Annotated in this window: 1 protein-coding gene (only partly in view); it reads right to left on the reverse strand. The window is 70.3% G+C overall.

Annotation, left to right across the window (positions count from 1 at the left end; translation table 11 throughout):
- A protein-coding gene (locus HUW62_RS06500) for a non-ribosomal peptide synthase/polyketide synthase (protein WP_176433885.1) crosses the window boundary here: on the reverse strand, nt 1-19434 show its 3' end. It continues 23607 nt past the right edge of the window; 19434 of the gene's 43041 nt are visible here — the last part of the coding sequence; its start codon lies off the right edge, out of view; the stop codon is at nt 1-3.

Raw genomic sequence — 19434 nt, forward strand, 5'->3', positions numbered from 1 at the left:
TCAGCGCGCGGACTTCAGCGCGTCGCTCAGTCGCTCGGCCAGCGTGCGCACGCCGGGCTCACGCAGCAGGCCGTAGTGGTCTCCCAGCACCGGGTGCCGCTCCAGACCCTCTCCGATGAGAGAGGACCATCCTCCATCCGCGGGCAGCTCCGCGTCGTGCTCGGTCGCCTTGAACAGCAGCGCGCGCGTGGACAGGGGCTTCGCCACGTAGCGACGCGCGGCGCCCAGGTTCGCCTCGAAGACCCGCAGCAGTGCCTTCAGTTGCTCGGGGTCCGTTCCGGGCGGCAGGACTCCCGCGCGCGTGCTCGCCGCGAGCAGGTGCTCCAGGGCCGCGTCCGGCTCCATCGTGGCGAGCGCTTCGAAGTCGAGTTCCAGGTTCGTCAGCGAGGCCCCGAGCAAGTCCCTCGCGAACAGGCCGACCATCTGCAACCGGTCCAGCTCCGACGGCTCCTGGGCCCGCGTCACGTCCGGGGCGTAGCTGTCGATGAGCGCGAGCAGCTCCACCTGTTCTCCCCGCGCGCGGAGCTGCTGGGTCATCTCGTAGGCGATGACGCCGCCGAGCGACCAGCCTCCCAGCAGATAGGGCCCCGAGGGTTGGACCTCACGCATCGCCTCCACGTAGGCCCGCGCCATCTCCTCGACGGAGCCTCGCGGTGTGGCCTCTCCATTCACACCTCGCGCCTGGAGGCCGATGAAGGGACGGTCCGCTCCGAGTCGGCGGGCCAGCTCGGCGTAGGCGAGGACGTTGCCTCCCACCGGGTGCACGCAGAAGAACGGTGTCTTCCCATCCGGACGCAGGGCACCGAAGGGCACCAGCGTGGACGAGGTGAGCGGGGCGTTGCCGCTGAGCAGCACCGCGAGCTGCTCCACAGTGGGCGCTTGGAAGAGCGCGGCCAGCGGAACCGGACGGCCCACCGCCTCGCTCACCGCCGCCATGAGGCGCACGGCCATCAGTGAGTGGCCACCCAGCTCGAAGAAGCTGGCGCGGACTCCGACGGCGCGGACTCCGAGCACCTCTTCCCAGATGCGCACCAGCCTCAACTCCAGCGGTGTCCTCGGCGGGAGCGTGGCTTCCGTTCCAGAGGCGTCGAGGGACGGCTCCGGCAGGGCCCTCGTGTCCACCTTGCCGTTGAGCGTCAGGGGCAGGGAGGGCAGGGCGACGAAGGCGGACGGCACCATGTACTCGGGCAGGCGCTGCTGGAGCCATGTCCTCAGCGTCATCGCATCCGGTGCGGACGGCGTGGAGGCCACGACGTAGGCCACGAGCCTCCGGTCTCCCGCGCCATCGTCTCGTGCCACCACGACGGCGTCTCGCAGGGCCTCGTGCTCGCGGAGCACCGCGGCGACCTCACCGGGTTCTACCCGGAAGCCGCGCACCTTCACCTGGAAGTCCATGCGTCCGATGAACTCCATGCGCCCATCCGCGAGCCAGCGCACCCGGTCTCCCGTGCGGTACATGCGCGCCTCGCTCGCCGTGCTGAACGGGTCCGCGAGGAAGCGCTCCGCCGTCAGGTCCGGACGCCCGAAGTAGCCTCGGGCCACCTGGGGCCCTCCCACGTACAGCTCGCCGGGCATCCCCACGGGAAGGGGTCGCAGGGCCGCGTCGAGCACGTACAGGCGCGTCTGTCCCAGGGCCCGACCGAGCGGGACCTGCGCGGGAGCATGGTCACCGGGCGGCAGCTCCACCCGCCCCGCGAGGACTCCCACCGTCGTCTCCGTCGGCCCGTAGTGATTGAAGACCTCGCACTCCGGCGCGAGCGCATGGACCTTCTCCAAGAGCGCCCACGAGGACGACTCTCCGCCCAGCACCAGTCGCTTGCGTGGCAGCACGCATCGGGGCTCCGGCGCCGTGAGCAGCGCGGCCAGATGCGACGGGACGACCTTCATGCAGTCCACCGCGTGGCGCTGGAAGTACTCGGCCACTCCCTCCGGACTCCGCGCCCGCTCCTGCGTCAACACGTGCAGCAGCCCACCCGTGACGAGCGCGGGGAACAACACCGTGTTGCCCAGGTCGGCGGCGAAGGTGGAGACCATCGCGAAGCTCGCGCACGCGGTCAGCCGCAGTCGCTCGATGGCCGCGTGCACGTAGCTCATGAGCTGGCCATGTGGCACCGCCACGCCCTTGGGCCGCCCCGTGCTGCCCGACGTGAAGAGCACGTAGGCCAGGTGTTCCGGACCGACCTCCACTCCCGTTGCATGAAGGGGCTCGTTCGCGAGCACCGCCGCGTCCGCATCCATCCGCACACACCGGACCGCGAGTCCGTCGAAGGCGCCCGCGTGGCGCGCCTCCGTCACGACAATGGGCGCCGACACTTCCTCCACCAGCCCGCGCAGTCGCGCCGCGGGCTGTGACGGCTCCAGCGGGACGTAGGCCGCTCCCGCCTTGTGGACCGCGAGCAGCGCGGCGACCACTTCCACACCTCGTTCCAGGCACAGGGCCACGGGCACATCCGGCCCGGCGCCCAACGCACGCAGGTGATGCGCGAGCTGGTTGGCGCGCTGGTCTAGCTGGCGGTAGCTCCACTCCTGGTCCTCGCAACGAAGCGCTGGGGCCTCGGGCGTCCGCGCCGCCTGTTGCTCGAAGAGTCGAGGGAAGGGCAGTCCCGGCCGGGCCGTCTCGTTGACGGCATTCGGGAGCAGTCGCTTCCGCTCTTCGTCCGTGAGCAACGAGAGGGTTGCCAGCGGTGCATCCGGCGTGGCGAGCGCGCGCTCCAGCAGATGCTGGAAGTGATGCAGCAGTCGCTCGGCCGTGGCCGGTTCGAACAAGTCCGTGCTGAAGGCGAGTCCGCCCTGGTAGCCGTCGGCGGCGCGGGTCATGTGGAGGTTGAGCTCGAACTTGGTCGAGCTGTGCTCCACGTCCACGTTCTTGAGTGTCAGGTCCGACAGCGCGAGCTCCGGAGTCGGCGTGTCCTGCAGCACGAACATGGCCTGGAACAGGGGCGTGCGGCCCAAGTCCCTGGCGGGCTGCAGCTCCTCCACCAATCGCTCGAAGGGGAGGTCCTGATGTTCGTAGGCCCCCAGTGTGGTGTCACGCACCTGGGCCAGCAGGCCTCGGAACGTCAGCTCCGGCGTGAAGCGCGCGCGCAGCGCCAGGGTGTTGATGAACACGCCCAGCAGGCCTTCCGTCCGTGCATGACGCCGCCCCGCGATGGGCGAGCCGACCACCACGTCGTCCTGCCCCGAGTACCGCTGGAGCAGGGCCTGGAACGCGGCCAGCAACAACATGAAGGGGGTGACCTTCTCCTGCCGGGTCGCCGTGTCCACCGCATCGCTCAGCGCGGGAGACAGTCTCAAGGACGCCAGTCCGCCCTGCGTCGAGAGGACCGCTGGACGGGGCCTGTCCGTGGGCAGCTCCAGCGCGGGGGCAACGCCATCGAGGTGACGCTTCCACCACCCGAGCTGCTCGCTCATGGCCTCACCCTTGAGCCAGCCACGCTGCCACACCGCGTAGTCCGCGTACTGCACCGGCATCTCAGGCAACGGCGACGGGGCTCCTCGCTGGAAGGCCTCGTAGAGCTGGGTCAGCTCGCGCACCAGCACACCCATGGACCAGCCGTCCGAGACGATGTGGTGCATGCACACGAGCAGGACGTGTTCCGTCCCGGTGACGTGCAGCACGGTGACTCGCAGCAGGGGCCCCGTGGCCAGATCGAACGGCCGGAGCGCGTCCTCCGTGGAGAGGCGGAGCACCTCGGCTTCACGCTGCTCGGGAGACAGCGTCGTCAGGTCCACCGTGTGGAACGACTGGCTCACCGCCGGGTGGATGACCTGTCGTGGCTCGCCGCCTTCCATGCGGAACGTGGTGCGCAGTGACTCGTGACGCCGCACCAGCGCGTCGAAGGCCTGCTGGAGCGAGGCCAGGTTCACCGCGCCCTGGAGCTTCAGCGCCCAGGGGATGTTGTAGTGCGCCTGTCCCGGCTGGAGCTGGTCCAGGAACCACAGTCGCTGCTGGGCGAAGGACAGCGGCAGCGGCCCTTCGCGCGGCACGGGCACCAGCGGCGGCAGCACCATCCGCTTGTGTTCCGTGGACAGCCCTTGCTGGAGCCGCTCCGCGAGGCCCGCCAGGGTGGGGGACTCGAAGAGGGCTCGGACGCCCAGCTCCAGTCCCAGGTCCGCGCGGATGCGCGCCACCAGTCGCGTCGCCATCAACGAGTGGCCACCCAACTCGAAGAAGCTGTCGTGACGGCCCACGCGGGGGACCTGGATCAGCTCCGTCCACAGCTCGGCCAGTTTCGACTCGAAGGGCGTCGCGGGCGCCTCGTGGGGCCGCCCCGTGTCGAAGCCCGACGCGTCCGGCACCGGGAGGGCCTTGCGGTCCACCTTGCCGTGCGTCGTCTGCGGCAGCGCGGACAGGTACATGACGTGCGCGGGCACCATGTACTCGGGCAGCCGCTGCCGCAGCCACGCTCTCGGGTCCTCGCCCGTGGGGGCCTTGCCGTCAGTCGTGACGACGTAGGCGACCAGGCGCTTGTCGCCCGGCATGTCTTCCCGGACGATGACGGCCGCCTCTCGCACCTCGGGATGCGTGCGCAGCGCGGACTCGACTTCTCCCAGCTCGATGCGGAAGCCGCGCACCTTCACCTGGAGGTCGATGCGTCCGAGGAAGCGCAGCGCGCCGTCCTCCGTCCAGCACACGCGGTCTCCCGTGCGGTAGAGGCGCTCGCCCGGCATGGTGGCGAAGGGGTGCGGAACGAAGCGCTCGGCGGTGAGCGCCGGACGTCCCTGGTAGCCTCGCGCGAGGCCAGGGCCTCCGATGAACAGCTCTCCGGGCACGCCCACCGGGACAGGCCGCAGCGATGCATCCAGGACGTAGACCTGGGTGTTCGGAATGGGCCTGCCGATGGGGACCGAGTCGCCCTGGACCTTGCCGGGTGACAGCGCCTGCTGCGTCGTCACCACGGTGACTTCCGTGGGGCCGTACGCGTTGGTGAGCGCGAGCCCTCGCGCCAACCGCTCGCGAGCCGTGGGGACGGGCAGCACGTCGCCACCCACCCACAGCCGGGGCAGTCGGGACAGGGCCTCCGGCTCGTGCTGCTGCATGACGTCGAAGAGGGCGGTCGCCAGCAGCGCGGTGGTGACACGGTGCTCGTCGATGACCCGGGCCAGCTCCGTCACCTCTGGGGTGCTCGGCGGGTACACGGCGAGCCGGGCACCCGTGAGCAGCGCGCTCCAGATCTCCAACGCGGTGGGGTCGAACGTCAGCGGCGCCACCTGGAGGATGACCTCACCCGGTTCGCGGGACGCGAAGCCCATGCCGAAGACGAGGCGCAGCACACCCCGGTGGGTGATGGCCACGCCCTTGGGCGTTCCCGTGGAGCCCGACGTGTACGTGACGTACGCGAGGTTGTCCGAGCCGAGCGGAACGGAGAGCGGCTCCGTGGACTGGCTCGCGATGCGGACCGCGTCGGTGTCGAGCGCCACCACGGGCCACGCGCCCGAGGGCAGCACGCCCTGGACCGCGCTCACGGTGAGGACCCCGGCGACGCTGGAGTCCTCCAGCATGAAGGCGATTCGCCGCGACGGATGGGTTGCGTCGAGTGGGACGTAGCAGCCGCCCGCCTTGAGGATGCCAAGCAGCGCCACGTAAAGCTCAAGGCCGCGCGGGATGCACACGGCGAGGCGCGGCTCCTGACCCAGCCCCAGGGACAGCAGATGCCGAGCGAGCTGGTTCGAGCGTGCGTCGAGCTCCGCGTAGGTGAGGCGCTGGCCCTCGAACTGGAGGGCGATGGCCTCGGGCGTCCGCTTGACCTGCTCGGAGAACAACTGGGGCAGGGTGGCTTCGGAGGGGTAGGCCGCGCGGGTGTCATTCCACTCGACGAGGACTCGCTGGCGCTCCGCCTCCGTCATCAACGACAGGGTGGACAGTGGCGCGTCCGCTTCGGCGACGGCCGCTTCCAGCAAGCGCAGCAGGTGTGCCCCGAGGCGCTCGACGGTCGAGCGCTCGAACAGCTCCGTCTTGTAGGAGAGGCCTCCGATGTAGCCCTCTGGCGACCGGACCAGGGCCAGCTCCAACTCGAAGCGGCTCACGGTGTGCTCCACGTCCACGCTCCGCAGCGTCAGCTCCGGCAGCGCCATCTCCGCGGTCGGCGTGTTCTGCAAGACGAAGAGGGCCTGGAACAGCGGCGTGCGGCTCAAGTCACGCGTTGGCTGAAGCGCCTCCACCAGGCGCTCGAAGGGGATGTCCTGGTGCTCGTAGGCCCCGAGCGTCATGTCGCGGACCTGGGCCAGCAGGCGCCGGAACGTGAGGTCCGGCGCGAAGCGGGCGCGCAGCACCAGCGTGTTGACGAAGAAGCCGATGAGGCCCTCCGTCCGGGCGTGGTGTCGCCCCGCGATGGGCGAGCCGACGAGGATGTCGTCCTGCCCCGAGTACCGGTGCAACAACGTCTGGAACCCGGCCATCAACAACATGAAGGGCGTGACGCGTTCACGGCGCGCCAGGGCCTCCAGCGCGTCGCTGAGCGCGCGTGACATGTTCAGGGGAACGCTCGCGCCCTGGTGCGAGAGCACCGCCGGGCGAGGCTTGTCGGTGAGCAGGTCGATGGTTCCGGGCGCTCCCGCCAGTTGTCCCTTCCACCAGTCGAGCTGCGTCTGGAGCGTCTCTCCCTGGAGCCAGTCGCGCTGCCAGCGGGCGTAGTCCCCGTACTGCATCGGCAGCTCCGGCAGCGGCGATGGGAGGCCGTGGCGGAACGTCTCGTAGAGCTGGACCAGCTCGCGCACCAGCACCGTCTGGGACCAGCCGTCGGAGATGGTGTGGTGCATGCACAAGAGCAGCACGTGCTCGTCCGGCTCCAGCACCACCAGCGTGGTGCGCATGAGCGGACCCGAGGCGAGGTCGAACGGAAGCGTCGCGTCCTCCATCGCGAGCCGCGTCGTCTCTTCCGACCGCTGCTCGGCGGACCTGCTCGTGAGGTCCACCACCCGGAGGTTTCCGGGCAGGGCGGGGTGGATGACTTGATGAGGCTCTCCCGCCACCGCGTGGAACGTGGTGCGCAGCGTCTCATGGCGGCGCACCAGCTCATCCACGGCCCGGCCGAACGCGGTGTGCTCCACGCGTCCGGACAGGCGCAGCGCCACGGGCATGTTGTAGAGCGACGTGCCCGGCTGGAGCTGGTCCAGGAACCACAGGCGCTGTTGCGCGAAGGACAGGGGCACGGGGCCTTGTCCGCGATGTCTTCCCAGCTCGGGCAGGGACGTGCTCGACGTCGCTCCGGAGAGGCGCTCCGCGAGTCCCGCCAGCGTGGGGGCCTCGAAGAACGCTCGCAGCCCCAGCTCCACGTTGAAGTCCTCGCGGACGCGCGCCACCAGCCGCGTGGCCATCAGCGAGTGGCCTCCCAGCTCGAAGAAGTTGTCGCGGCGGCCCACCGTCGGGACTCGCAGCAGCTCGCGCCACAGCTCCGCCAGTCGCTCCTCCGTGGGCGTCGCGGGCGGCTCGAACTCTCGCGTGACGCGATGGAGGTTCGCGTCCGGCGCGGGCAGGGCCTTGCGGTCCACCTTGCCGTTGGGCGTGAGCGGCAGCACCGCGAGCGGCATGAAGGCCGCCGGCACCATGTACGGTGGCAGGTGTCGCTGGAGGTGGTCATGCAGGGCCAGCACGTCCAGTTCCGGCATCGCCTCCGGTGTCGCTCCGGCGGGCACCACATACGCCACCAGGCGCTTGTCGCCGGGGACGTCCTCTCGCACCTGCACCACCGCGTCCCGGACCTCCGGGACAGCGCGGAGCGCGGCCTCGATTTCACCCAGCTCGATGCGGACGCCGCGCAGCTTCACCTGCGTGTCGCCTCGGCCCAGGTACTCCATGCCTCCGTCCCGTCTCCAGCGGGCCTTGTCGCCCGTGCGGTAGAGCCGCGCTCCCTGTCCGAAGGGACTGGGGATGAAGCGCTCCGCCGTCAGGTCCGCGCGTCCCAGATAGCCCCGCGCGACGCCCTCGCCGCCGATGTACAGCTCGCCCACCACGCCCGTCGGTGCGGGCACGAAGGCACTGTCGAGCACGTACGTCGTCACGTTCGTCAGCGGCCGACCGATGGGCACTTCCTGTGCGCCCTGGGAGGACGCGATGGACATCAGGTCCACAGCGGTGGCCACCGCCGTCACCTCGGTCAACCCGTAGGTGTTGCGCAGGGGAATGGCCGTGCCCACGGTGCGCCGCCACGCGGCGACCCGCTCGGGGGCCGCGCGCTCGCCACCCATCACCACCCACTTGAGTTGGATCGGCAGGTGGGCGCGGCCTTCCTCCAGGCTCGCGGTGATTTCGTGCCAGAAGGCCGTGGGCAGGTTGAGCTGCGTCACGCCCGCCGCCTCGCACTTCGCGAGGAACACCTCCGGCGCGTCCAGCATGTCCGGGGTGCGCAGCACCAGCGTCCCGCCTCGCGTGAGGCAGGGGTAGATCTCCTCCGCGCTCGTGTCCCAACTGATGGACGCGAACTGGAGCATCCGGTCGCCCGGCTCCACGGGATAGGTCTTCCACGCCGCTTGCGTGAAGTTCACCAGCGAGCGGTGCTGCACCACCACGCCCTTGGGTCGCCCCGTCGAGCCGGACGTGTACAGCACGTACGCCGCCGCCTCTGGAGGCACGTCCACGGTGAGGGGAGCCACGTCACCGTCACGAGGCACCGTGTCCACGTCCAGCCAGATGCGCCCGGCCGCGTCTCCCAGCTTCTCGCGCACCAGTCCGCGCGACACCACGACTCGCGCGCCGCTGTCCTCCAACATGAAGGCCAGTCGCTCCGCCGGGTACTCCGGGTCCAACGGCACGTAGGCGCCGCCGGCCTTGAGCACCCCCAGCAGCGACACCAGCAACTCCACCGAGCGCTCCATGCACACTGCGACGCGCGCCTCCAGGCCGACACCCAGCTCGCGCAGCCTCCGCGCCAGTCGCGAGGCCCGGGCGTCCAGCTCGCGATAGGTGACGGAGTCCTCGCCCGATACCACCGCCGTCGCGTCCGGCGTCCTGGCCACCTGCGCCTCGATGAGCGCGTGGATGCGCGCATCCGCGGGCAGGTCCTCGCGCTCTCCCGTCCACTCCAGGATCAACTGCTGGCGCTCCTCCGGTGGCAACAACGGCAGCTCCGCCAGCGGCGTCTCCGGCGACGCGATGATGGCGCGCAGCAGCAGCAGGAAGTGCGCGGAGAAACGCTCCAGGGTCGCTCGCTCGTAGAGGTCGGTGCTGTAGCTGAACGCTCCGCCGAAGCCCTCGGGGGCGCGGAACAGGTCCAAGCCCAGCTCGAACATGGCGAGGCCCGTGTCGTCGATGTCCGCCGCCGACACGGACAGCTCCGGCAGGACGATCTCCGGCAGGGGCGCGTTCTGGAGCGTGAACATGGCCTGGAACAGCGGCGTGCGGCTCGCGTCGCGCTGAGGCGTCAGCTCCTCGACGACCTTCTCGAACGGGACGCCCTGGTGCTCGTACGCGCCCAGCGTCCTGTCGCGCACCTGCGCCAGCAGCTCGCGGAAGCACTGCTTCGGACCGAAGCTCGCGCGCAGCACCATCGTGTTCACGAAGAAGCCGATCAGCCCCTCCGTATCTCCCACGTTGCGGTTGGCGATGGGCGAGCCGACGAGGATGTCGTCCTGCCCCGAGTACCGGTAGAGCAACGTCTGGAACGTCGCCAGCAACACCATGAAAGGCGTGGCGCCTTCCTTGTTCGCCAGCGCCTCCACCGCCTGGGAGAGCTTCAGCGGAATGCGCACGTCGAGGACGGCGCCCCGGTGATTGAACACGGCCGGACGCGGCTTGTCCGTGGGCATGTCCAGCGCGAAGGGCGCGCCCTCCAACTGCTGCTTCCACCATCCGACCTGCGCCTTGAGCGTGTCGCCTCGCAGCCACGAGCGCTGCCACACGGCGTAGTCCGCGTACTGGATGGACAGCTCCGGCAGCGGCGATGGCAGGCCCCGACGGAAGGCCTCGTACAGCGCCGTCAGCTCGCGCACGAACACGCCGAGCGACCAGCCGTCCGAGACGATGTGGTGCACGTGGAGCACCAGGATGTGCTCCTGGGGCCGGAGCTTCAGCAGCAGCGTCCGCAGCAGCGGGCCCCGGGCCAGGTCGAATGGACGACGGGCCTCTTCGTTCACCAGCCGGTAGGCCTCCGCGGTGCGCAGGTCCTCCTCGTCGATGCGCGACAGGTCCACCTTCTGCACGGGCACGAAGGTCGCGGGGTGGATCTTCTGGACGGGCTGTCCCGCCTCGGAGCGGAACGTGGTGCGCAGCGACTCGTGGCGCCGGACCAGCTCGTCGAAGGTGCGCCGGAGGGCGCGCTCATCCAGCGTGCCCTCCAGGCGCAGCGGGAACGGGTTGTTGTACAGCGTGGACCCGGGCTCGAGCTGGTCGATGAACCACAGGCGCTGCTGGGCGAACGACAGCGGCAGGTCCGTCGTGCGCGGCACTCGCGTGAGGGCGGGGGCCTTCACTCCCGTGGCCGAGCCGAGCCGCGCGGCCAGGGTCGCCACCGTGGACGCGCCGAACAGCTCGCCCAGCGGGAGCTCCACGCCCAGCGTGGCGCGGATTCGCGACACCACCTGCGTCGCCAGGAGCGAGTGGCCTCCCAGCTCGAAGAAGTCATCGTGGATGCCCACGGTGTCGAGGTGCAGGACTTCCGCCCAGATGGCCGCGAGCCGCGCCTCCAGCGGGCTTCGCGGCGCCGCGTCCTCGGCCGTCGTGACGGGCTGCTCCGGCAGGGGCAGGGCCTTGCGGTCCACCTTGCCGTTGGCCGAGAGGGGCAGGGCGGCCAGCTCGACGAACGCCGAGGGCACCATGTACTCGGGGAGCTGGCGCTGGACGAAGGTCTTCAGCGCCGCCAGGTCCACGCCCGCGACCTCCGGCACGACGTAGGCGACGAGCCGCTTGTCACCGGGGACGTCCTCGCGAGCCACGACGATGACCTCTCGCATGCCGGCGAAGCGCCGCAGCGTCTCCTCCACCTCGCCGGGCTCGATGCGGAAGCCGCGAATCTTCACCTGGAAGTCGACGCGGCCCAGGAACTCCAACGTGCCGTCCGCGCGCCAGCGCACCTTGTCTCCGGTGCGGTACAGCCGCGCGCCCGGAGTGGTGGCGAAGGGATGCGGGACGAAGCGCTCGGCCGTCAGGTCCGGGCGGTTGAGGTAACCCCAGGCGAGGCCGTCGCCTCCGACGAACAACTCTCCCGGGACTCCTGGCGGCACGGGCTGGAAGGTCTCGTTCAGCACGTACGTCGTCGAAGCCGACAGGGGTCGGCCGATGGGGACCGAGCGCTCGGGTGAGTCCCCGGCCCTCAACGTGTGCGTGGCGGAGAAGGTCGTGTTCTCCGTGGGGCCGTAGCCATTGATGAGCACGGCCTCGGGAGACAGCCGCGCGAGGTGCTCTCTCACTCGCTGCACTGGCAGTACATCGCCGCCCGCGAGCACCTGTCGCACGCCCGCCAGGGCCTCGCCCTGATGCTGCACCACCTGGTCGAACAGGGCCGCCGTCAGCCACAGCGCGGTGACGCCGGAGTCCTTCAGCAGCGCCCCCAGCGCTTCGAGCGACTGCGCCTTCGGCGGCGCGAGCACCAGCCGGCCACCGTTGAGCAGCGCGCCCCAGATCTCCAGGGTGGAGGCATCGAACGCCACGGGCGCGAGCTGGAGGAAGACCTCCCGGGGACCGAAGCGCATGAACGTGTTGCCTTGCACCAGTCGCAGCACGCCCCGGTGGGGCACGCAGACGCCCTTGGGCGTGCCCGTGCTTCCCGAGGTGAACATCACGTAGGCCAGGTGCTCCTCGCCCACGGTGCTCGCGAGCGCGGACGTCGGCCGCGTCGCGATGTGGCTCCACTCCGCGTCCAGGAGGACAGGCAGGCAGCCCAGCTCGGGCAGTTCGTTCGCGATGTGCTCCTGGGTGAGGAGCACGCTGACGCCGGCTTCACGGACGATGTGCGTGAGGCGCTCGGCCGGATAGGTGGGGTCCAGCGGTACGTAGGCCGCGCCAGCCTGAAGGATGCCGAGCATTCCGATGATGAGCTCGGGCGAGCGCTCCACGCACAGGCCCACGCGCGCTCCGGGCCGAACGCCCATGCCGTGGAGATGGTGGGCGAGCTGGTGGGCTCGCGAGGCCAGCGCCGCATAGGTGAGCTGCCCCGCGGCGTACTTGATGGCCACGGCATCGGGTGTGCTCGCCACCTGTCGGGCGAAGCCCTCGTGAATCGACGCGGGCCGGGGCGTGGGCACGGCGGTGTCGTTCCACTCCACCAACACGCGACGACGCTCCTCGGCCGTGAGCATCGAGACCTGGGTGAGGGGCAACTCCGGCGCGGTGATGACCTCTTCCAGCAGCACTCGCAGGTGGCTGGCCATCGCCTCCACGGTGTCCGGGTCGAACAGGGCGGTGGCGTAGTTGATGCCACCCCGGAAGCCGGTCTCCTCGCGGTGGAAGGACAGCTCCAGGTCGAAGCGGATGACGCCGTGGTGGTGGTCCATGGGCCGCAGCGACAGTCCTGGCAGGGACAGGGTCGGCAGGGGCGCGTTGTGCAGCGTGAAGGAGACCTGGAACAGCGGCGTGCGACTGGCGTCACGCGCGGGGTGAAGCTCCTCCACCAGCTTCTCGAAGGGGACGTCCTGGTGCTCGAAGGCCTCCAACGTCGTGTCCCGGACCTGCTTCAGCAGCTCGCGGAACGTGGCCTGGGGCTGGATTCGCGTGCGCAGCACCAGGGTGTTCGCGAAGTAGCCGATGAGGTCCTCGGACTCCGTCAGCCGCCGGCCGGCGATGGGCGAGCCGACCACGATGTCGTCCTGACCGGAGTGCCGATGCAGGACGAGCTGGAACGCCGCGAGCAACACCATGAACGGAGTCGCACCTTCCTGGCGTGCGAAGGACTCCAGCGCCTCCGTGAGCGGGAGGGGCAGGTGCATCAGCGCCGCGGCGCCCTGGAAGGTCTGCTGCGGTGGACGGGGTTTGTCCGTGGGCAGGTCCAGGTGCGTCGGCGCGCCCGCGAGCTTCTCGCGCCAGTAGCCGACCTGCTTCTCCAGTACCGGCCCCTGGAGCCAGGCGCGCTGCCATGCGGCGTAGTCGGCGTACTGCACCGACAGCTCGGGCAACGGGGACGGACGCTCCGCATGGAAGGCCGCGTAGAGCGCGGCCATCTCGCGGACGAGGACGCCCGTGGACCAACCGTCGGAGACGATGTGGTGCATGTTGAGCACCAGCGCGTGCTCGGACTCGCCCAGCTTCAGCAGGAGCGCGCGGGCCAGGGGGCCGCTGAGCAGGTCGAACGGACGTCGCGCTTCTTCCAGGGCCAGTCGCACGGACTCCGTCTGGCGCGCCTCGGCGTCGGTGATGGACGTGAGGTCGACGAACTGGAACGGGAGCGGGAAGGGCGGGTGGATGACCTGGATGGGTTCATCGTTGTCCACGCGGAACGTGGTGCGCATGGCCTCGTGACGCTCCATCAGCGCGTCGAAGCCACGCTGGAGCGCGGAGAGGTCGAGCTCACCCTCCAGCTTCAGGGCGAGCGGGATGTTGTACGCGCTGACCGCGCCGGCGAACTGGCTGATGAGCCAGAGGCGCTGCTGCGCGAAGGAGAGCCGGAGTCGTCCCGTGCGGTCCACGCGGACCAGGGGCGGTAGCTCCTCTCCGGGCTTGGAGCCCTGGGAACGGGCATCCAGTCGCGCCGCGAGCGCGGCCACGGAGGGGGCCTCGAACAGCGTGCGCAGGGGAAGTTCCAGACCGAGCGCGGCCCGGACGCGGACGACCACCTGCGTGGCGAGCAGCGAGTGGCCGCCCATCTCGAAGAATCCCTCGTGAATCCCGATGCGCTCGATGCCGAGCACCTGCGCGAAGAGGGTGGCGAGGGTCTCTTCAAGAGGCGTCCGAGGCGCGACGTACCGGCCGGGCTGTGCGACGGGAGCCTCCGGAGCGGGGAGCGCCTTGCGGTCCACCTTGCCGCTGGGCGACAGCGGCAACACGCCCAGGTGCGTGAAGGCCGAGGGCACCATGTACTCGGGCAGGCGCGGCTGGAGGTGGGCCTTGAGCAGGGCCGCGTTCAGCGGCTCCGCGTCTCCAGTGACGTAGGCGACGAGGCGCTGGTCACCGGGAGAGTCCTCGCGAATAAGGACGACGGCGTCACGGACGGAGGGGTGAGAGAGGAGCGCGGCCTCGATGTCACCGAGTTCGATGCGGAAGCCGCGCAGCTTCACCTGGAAGTCGGAGCGGCCGAGGTACTCCAGGGTGCCGTCGGGGAGCCAGCGAGCGACGTCACCGGTGCGGTAGAGGCGCGCCTCGGGCGAGTCGGAGAAGGCGTCGGGGATGAAGCGCTCGGCGGTGAGCTGGGGCCTGCGCCAGTAGCCGAGGCCCACCTGGACGCCGCCGATGAAGAGCTCCCCTGGGACGCCAATGGGAGTGGGCTGTCCGTGGGAGTCGAGGACGTAGAGGCGGGTGTTGGCGACGGGCCTGCCGATGGGGACGGAGGAGAGGGAGGAGCCGCGAGCGCAGTGGAAGAAGGAGACGTCGACGGCGGCCTCGGTGGGGCCGTAGAGGTTGTGGACCTCGGCGGAAGCCGGCAGGCGCGAGTGGGCCCGGGCTACGAGGTCGGCGGTGAGGGCCTCACCACTGCACACGACGCGACGCAGTCCGGAGAGCTTCTCAATGCCCGGCTCCTCCAGGAAGGCGCGGAGCATGGAGGGGACGAAGTGGGCGGTGGAGACGCGCTGCTCGGCGATGAGGCGGACGAGGTAGGCGGGGTCCTGGTGTCCACCGGGCTTCGCGAGGACGAGTCGCGCCCCAGTGATGAGGGGCCAGAAGAACTCCCAGACGGAGACGTCGAAGGAGAAGGGAGTCTTCTGAAGGACGGTGTCTGAAGCCGTCAACTCGTACTGCTGCTGCATCCACAGCAGGCGGTTGACGATGCCGGAGTGGGCATTGATGGCGCCCTTGGGGCGGCCAGTGGAGCCCGAGGTGAAGATGACGTAGGCGAGGGAGTCAGCGCCGGCCAGGGGCGGAGGAGTCGTGGTGGGCTGGCGTGAGAGGGCGGCCGAGTCGGAGTCGAGGCACAGCACGCGAGAGGCGTGAGGCGGGAGGACGGCTTTGAGGTGCTCGTGGGTGACGAGGACGGGAGCGTCGGCGTCCTCCAGCATTCCAGCGAGGCGCTCGCGGGGGTAGGCCGGGTCCAGGGGGACGTAGGCGGCGCCGGACTTGAGGACGGCGAGGAGCGCGACGACGAGGTCGAGCGAGCGCTCCAGGAAGACACCAACGAGGACACCGGGGCGAGCGCCGAGAGAGCGCAGGTGCCACGCGAGCTGATTGGCGCGAGCGTCGAGCTGGGCGAAGGAGAGAGCGGAGTCCTCGAAGCGGACAGCCTCCGCGCCAGGAGTACGAAGGACCTGGGCCTCGATGAGCGAGTGCAGGGACACGTCGCGCGGGTAGGCCTCGGCGCGGCCCTGGAACTCCACCAGCACCTGGCGCCGCTCCGCTTCACCCATCAGCGGGAGGCGCTGCACCGGCAGGTCCGGTGAGGCCACCACGGTGCGCGCGAGCACGTTGAGATGCTCGACGAGCCGCTCCATCGTGGCGTCATCGAAGAGCTTCGCGGCGTACTCGAAGCGGCAGGCGAGTTCGCCATGGCCTTCGACGACCTCCAGGCTCAGGTCGAACTTCGACGTCCCCGTGGCGATGTCGAGCTGGCTCAGCTTGAGCGTCTGGTGCGAGGTCTCCGCGGGGGGCGTGTTGATGACGTTGAGGACGACCTGGAAGACCGGCGTGCGGCTCTGGTCTCTCGGCGTCTGGAGCACTTCAATCAATCGCTCGAAGGGCGCGTCCTGGCGCGAGAAGGCGCCCAGTGACTGCTTCTTCACGCGCCCCAGCAACTCGCGGAAGGTCGGCGCTCCCTCGAGCTGGGAGCGCATGGCCAGCGTGTTGACGAAGCAGCCGATGAGGCCCTCCGTCTCCGGCTGCGTACGGCCCGCGATGGGGATGCCGACGGCGAAGTCGTCCTGGCCCGCGTGGCGGCCCAGCAGCGCCTGGTACAGCGCCAGCATCACCATGAACGACGTGGCGCCCTCCTTGCGACCGAGGGCGAGCAGGGGCTCCGCCACCTCGCGGCTCAACACGAAGCGCAGGCTGCCGCCCTCGTAGGACTGCACCGCCGGACGCGGCCGGTCCACGGGCAGCTCCAGCGCGGGCACGCCGACGAGCTGGTCCTTCCACCAGCGGATTTGACCATCGAGGATCGCGCCTTCCAGCCACTCCCGCTGCCAGACCGCGTAGTCCGCGTACTGCACGGGCAGCTCGGGCAGGGGATTGGGGATGCCCGCGCTGAAGCACGCGTAGAGCACCGACATCTCTCGCGCGAGCACCAGCGAGCACCATGCATCCGAGATGGCGTGGTGCATGACCATGTTGAGGACGTGGTCCTGAGGCCCCATGCGCAGCAACACCGCGCGGATGACCGGGCCCTTGTCCAAATCGAACGTCTTCGCGCCGTTCTCCTGGCAGCGGCGCAGCAGCTCGGACTCGCGCTCTTCAGGCGTGGCTCCGGCCACTTCCTCCAACGGCATGGGCAGGCCACCGCCGGCATGGATGATCTGCACCGCGCCGTTCTCGGTGAGCTGGTACGTGGTCCGCATCACCTCGTGACGCTGCACCAGCGTGTTCAGCGCGGCCTGGAGCGCGTCGGTGTCCAAGGGGCCCACGAGGCGGAAGCTGGAGCTGTTGTTGTACGCGGTGCTCGTCGGGTCGAGCTGCTGGAGGTACCAGAGGCGCTGCTGCGCGAAGGACAACGGCAGCGGCCTGTCTCGCCGTGCCCTCGGAATCCCCGTGGACGGGGTGGACACCGTGGCTGCTCGGGACGCGGAGCTCTCCGCCTTCGGTGCGGGCGACTTCGCGGCGGGCGCGGGTGGCTTGGGCACCTGGACCTGGACGTTCTCCACTCGGCCATCCGCGCGCAGGCGCGCATGGCGGCCCGTGCGGAACACCTGCGATGCACCTCCCAACGGATGCGCCACCAGCCGGCGACGCTCCTCGTCCTCGGAGCGCCACAGGCCCGAGGGCAGGCCCGCGCCTTCCAGCGCAAGCTCGCCGACGACTCCCACAGGAACGGGTTGGCCCGCGCCGTCGAGAATCCACGGACGAAGGCCGGAGGGGATGCGCTCCTCGGGGCCTCGGGGCACCAGCGCGCCTTCACGTGCGCCGCCCGCGAGCAGGACCTGGAGTCCGGAGCTCTGATGCAGCGTCGCGGCCAGCTCGGGGGACGCCCCATCGAGCACCAGGGCACCCACGGGGCCCAGCGCCTCACGGGCCCCGGGCAGTTCGGTCAGCGTGCGCGCCAGGCGCGCGGAGGTGTGCAGGAGGACGCGACTGGACTGGCGCGCCAGCTCCAGCACTTCGCCCACGCCCTGGTCGCCCTCCACCAGCACCTGCTCCTGGCGTGTCGCGGCTTCCTCTATCAGCCGGTCTCGAATGGCGGAGAGCTTCTCCAGCCCCTTGAGCACCACGGGCGTCTCCAGCCCGAAATCGATGAGCGCGGCGATCTCATCCACGTCCGCCACGCGCACGTCGAGCAGCCGCTTGAAGCCGCTCTCCACCGTGCCGATGAGGCCCGTGCCCTTCGCGTGATGCTCGAAGGTGTGCTCCAGGAGGGTGTTGATGTCCTCCTCGGAGACCTTGTCGATTTCACCCTGGTGCCCCTGGGCCGCGAGCAGCGTGGCGGTGATCTCCGCCGAGCTGCGGAAGTAGCCGAGCAGCGGCTTGCGCACCGTGCGAAGGACTTCCTGTTCATCGTCTCCGATGAAGGCGTGCAGCATCACCGTGACGTGGCCTCGGCCCGGGTGGCCGTTGCGACGCCAGGCCTCACGGTACAGGGCGACCCTCTGCTTCAGCTCGTCGATGGACAACGCGAGCAGGCCGGTGAGCACGCCCGCGCCCACCTCGCCGGCCAGTCGGAACGTCTCCGGATTGCCCACGGCCGTGAGCCAGACCGGCAGCTCCTTCTGCACGGGCTTCGGACGCAGGCCGACCTCCACCGTGACTCCGCCGCCACCCAGCCGCTTCATCTTCTCGCCCCGCCACAGCGAGCGCAGCGTCGCCAGGTGCTTCATCAGGATGCTGCGACGGTCCTCGAAGTTGCCTGGAGCGAACGAGAAGTCCGCCACGTGCCAGCCCGTGGCCACCGACAGGCCCACGCGTCCACCGGAGAGGTTGTCCACCACGGACCACTGCTCGGCGACCTGCATCGGGTCGTGCAGGGGCAACACGACGCTTCCGGAGCGCAGGTGTATGTGCTTGGTGACGGTGGCGAGCGCCGCGGCGACCACCGCCGGCTGCGGATAGAGGCCGCCGAACGAGTGGAAGTGTCGCTCGGGCGTCCAGACCGCGGAGAAGCCATGGGCGTCCGCGAACTTCGCGCCTTCGACGAGCAGCTCGTACTTGGGACCCGTCATCGAGTCCTCATCGTTCGCGAAGTAGATGAGGCTCATGTCCATCGGCTGGGTGCGAGGACCGCCGCCTTGCAGTCGCACCAGTCGCGCGGACACCTGCTCGGAGGGGAACGCCACGCGCAGGCCGCGTGAGAGCGCCCACAACAGCTCCAGCTCGGGACGCTCCGTCGACGTATCCACTGCCGCGAGCCACGTGCCGCCTTCCGACGGACGCAGGCGTTCATCCATCGCCGTGAACAGCTCCGCCAGGGCGTGGTGGTCCAACGTCCACGCCGGCTGGCCCGCACCCGAGGGCAGCAGCCAGGCCGCCGCGTCCGCGCGGGTTCCGCGAGCGCCCGTGCTCGCGGGCACGGAGGCATCGAGGAGGTCCTCCAGATACAGCGTGCGCGCGGCATCGAGCTTCGAGGAGGTGACGACCCCACGCCAGGTGATGAGCAGGGGCGAACCGGCACCCTGATGCGCATAGGTCGCGAGCCCACCCAGGTCGGTGGCGCCGAGGGCCACCACCGCGCCTCCCGCTTCGAGGACGCCCCAGAGGACCGCCAGCTTCGCGGGGGAGGGAGGCAGGCAGACGGCGACGGGGGCGCCCGGAGTCACACCGGTGGCGCGCAGCCGCGCGGCGACATTGTCCGCGCGCCGGGTCAGCTCCGCCCAGGACCAGGACTGGTCGCCGATGATGGCGGCCACGGTGCTCGGGTTCTGCTTCGAGCGCTCGGCGAGCTGGGCCGGGATGGAGGTGGAGGCGCGCACGGGACGCGGCGCGGGCCAGGTGGCGCGGTCCGCCTCGGTGGCCAGGGGCAGCCGCGAGACGCGCTCATCCGGCCGAGCCATCGCGGACGCGAGCAACACGTGGAGATGGGCCACCATCCGACCGGCGGTCTCCGCGTCGAACAGCTCCGTCGCGTACTCGAGGGCGCCGTGGACCCGGCCGGATTCGTCACCGAGCACGAGCGTCAGGTCGGACAGGGTGGTGCCCCACTGCACGGGGCCGTCCGGGACTTCGACGATGGAGCCGCGCACCCCGGTCATCTCCAGGGCCGCCGCGCCGCCGCCGATGCC

The organism is Myxococcus sp. AM011 (genome assembly GCF_013372595.1).
Lineage (GTDB): Bacteria > Myxococcota > Myxococcia > Myxococcales > Myxococcaceae > Myxococcus > Myxococcus eversor.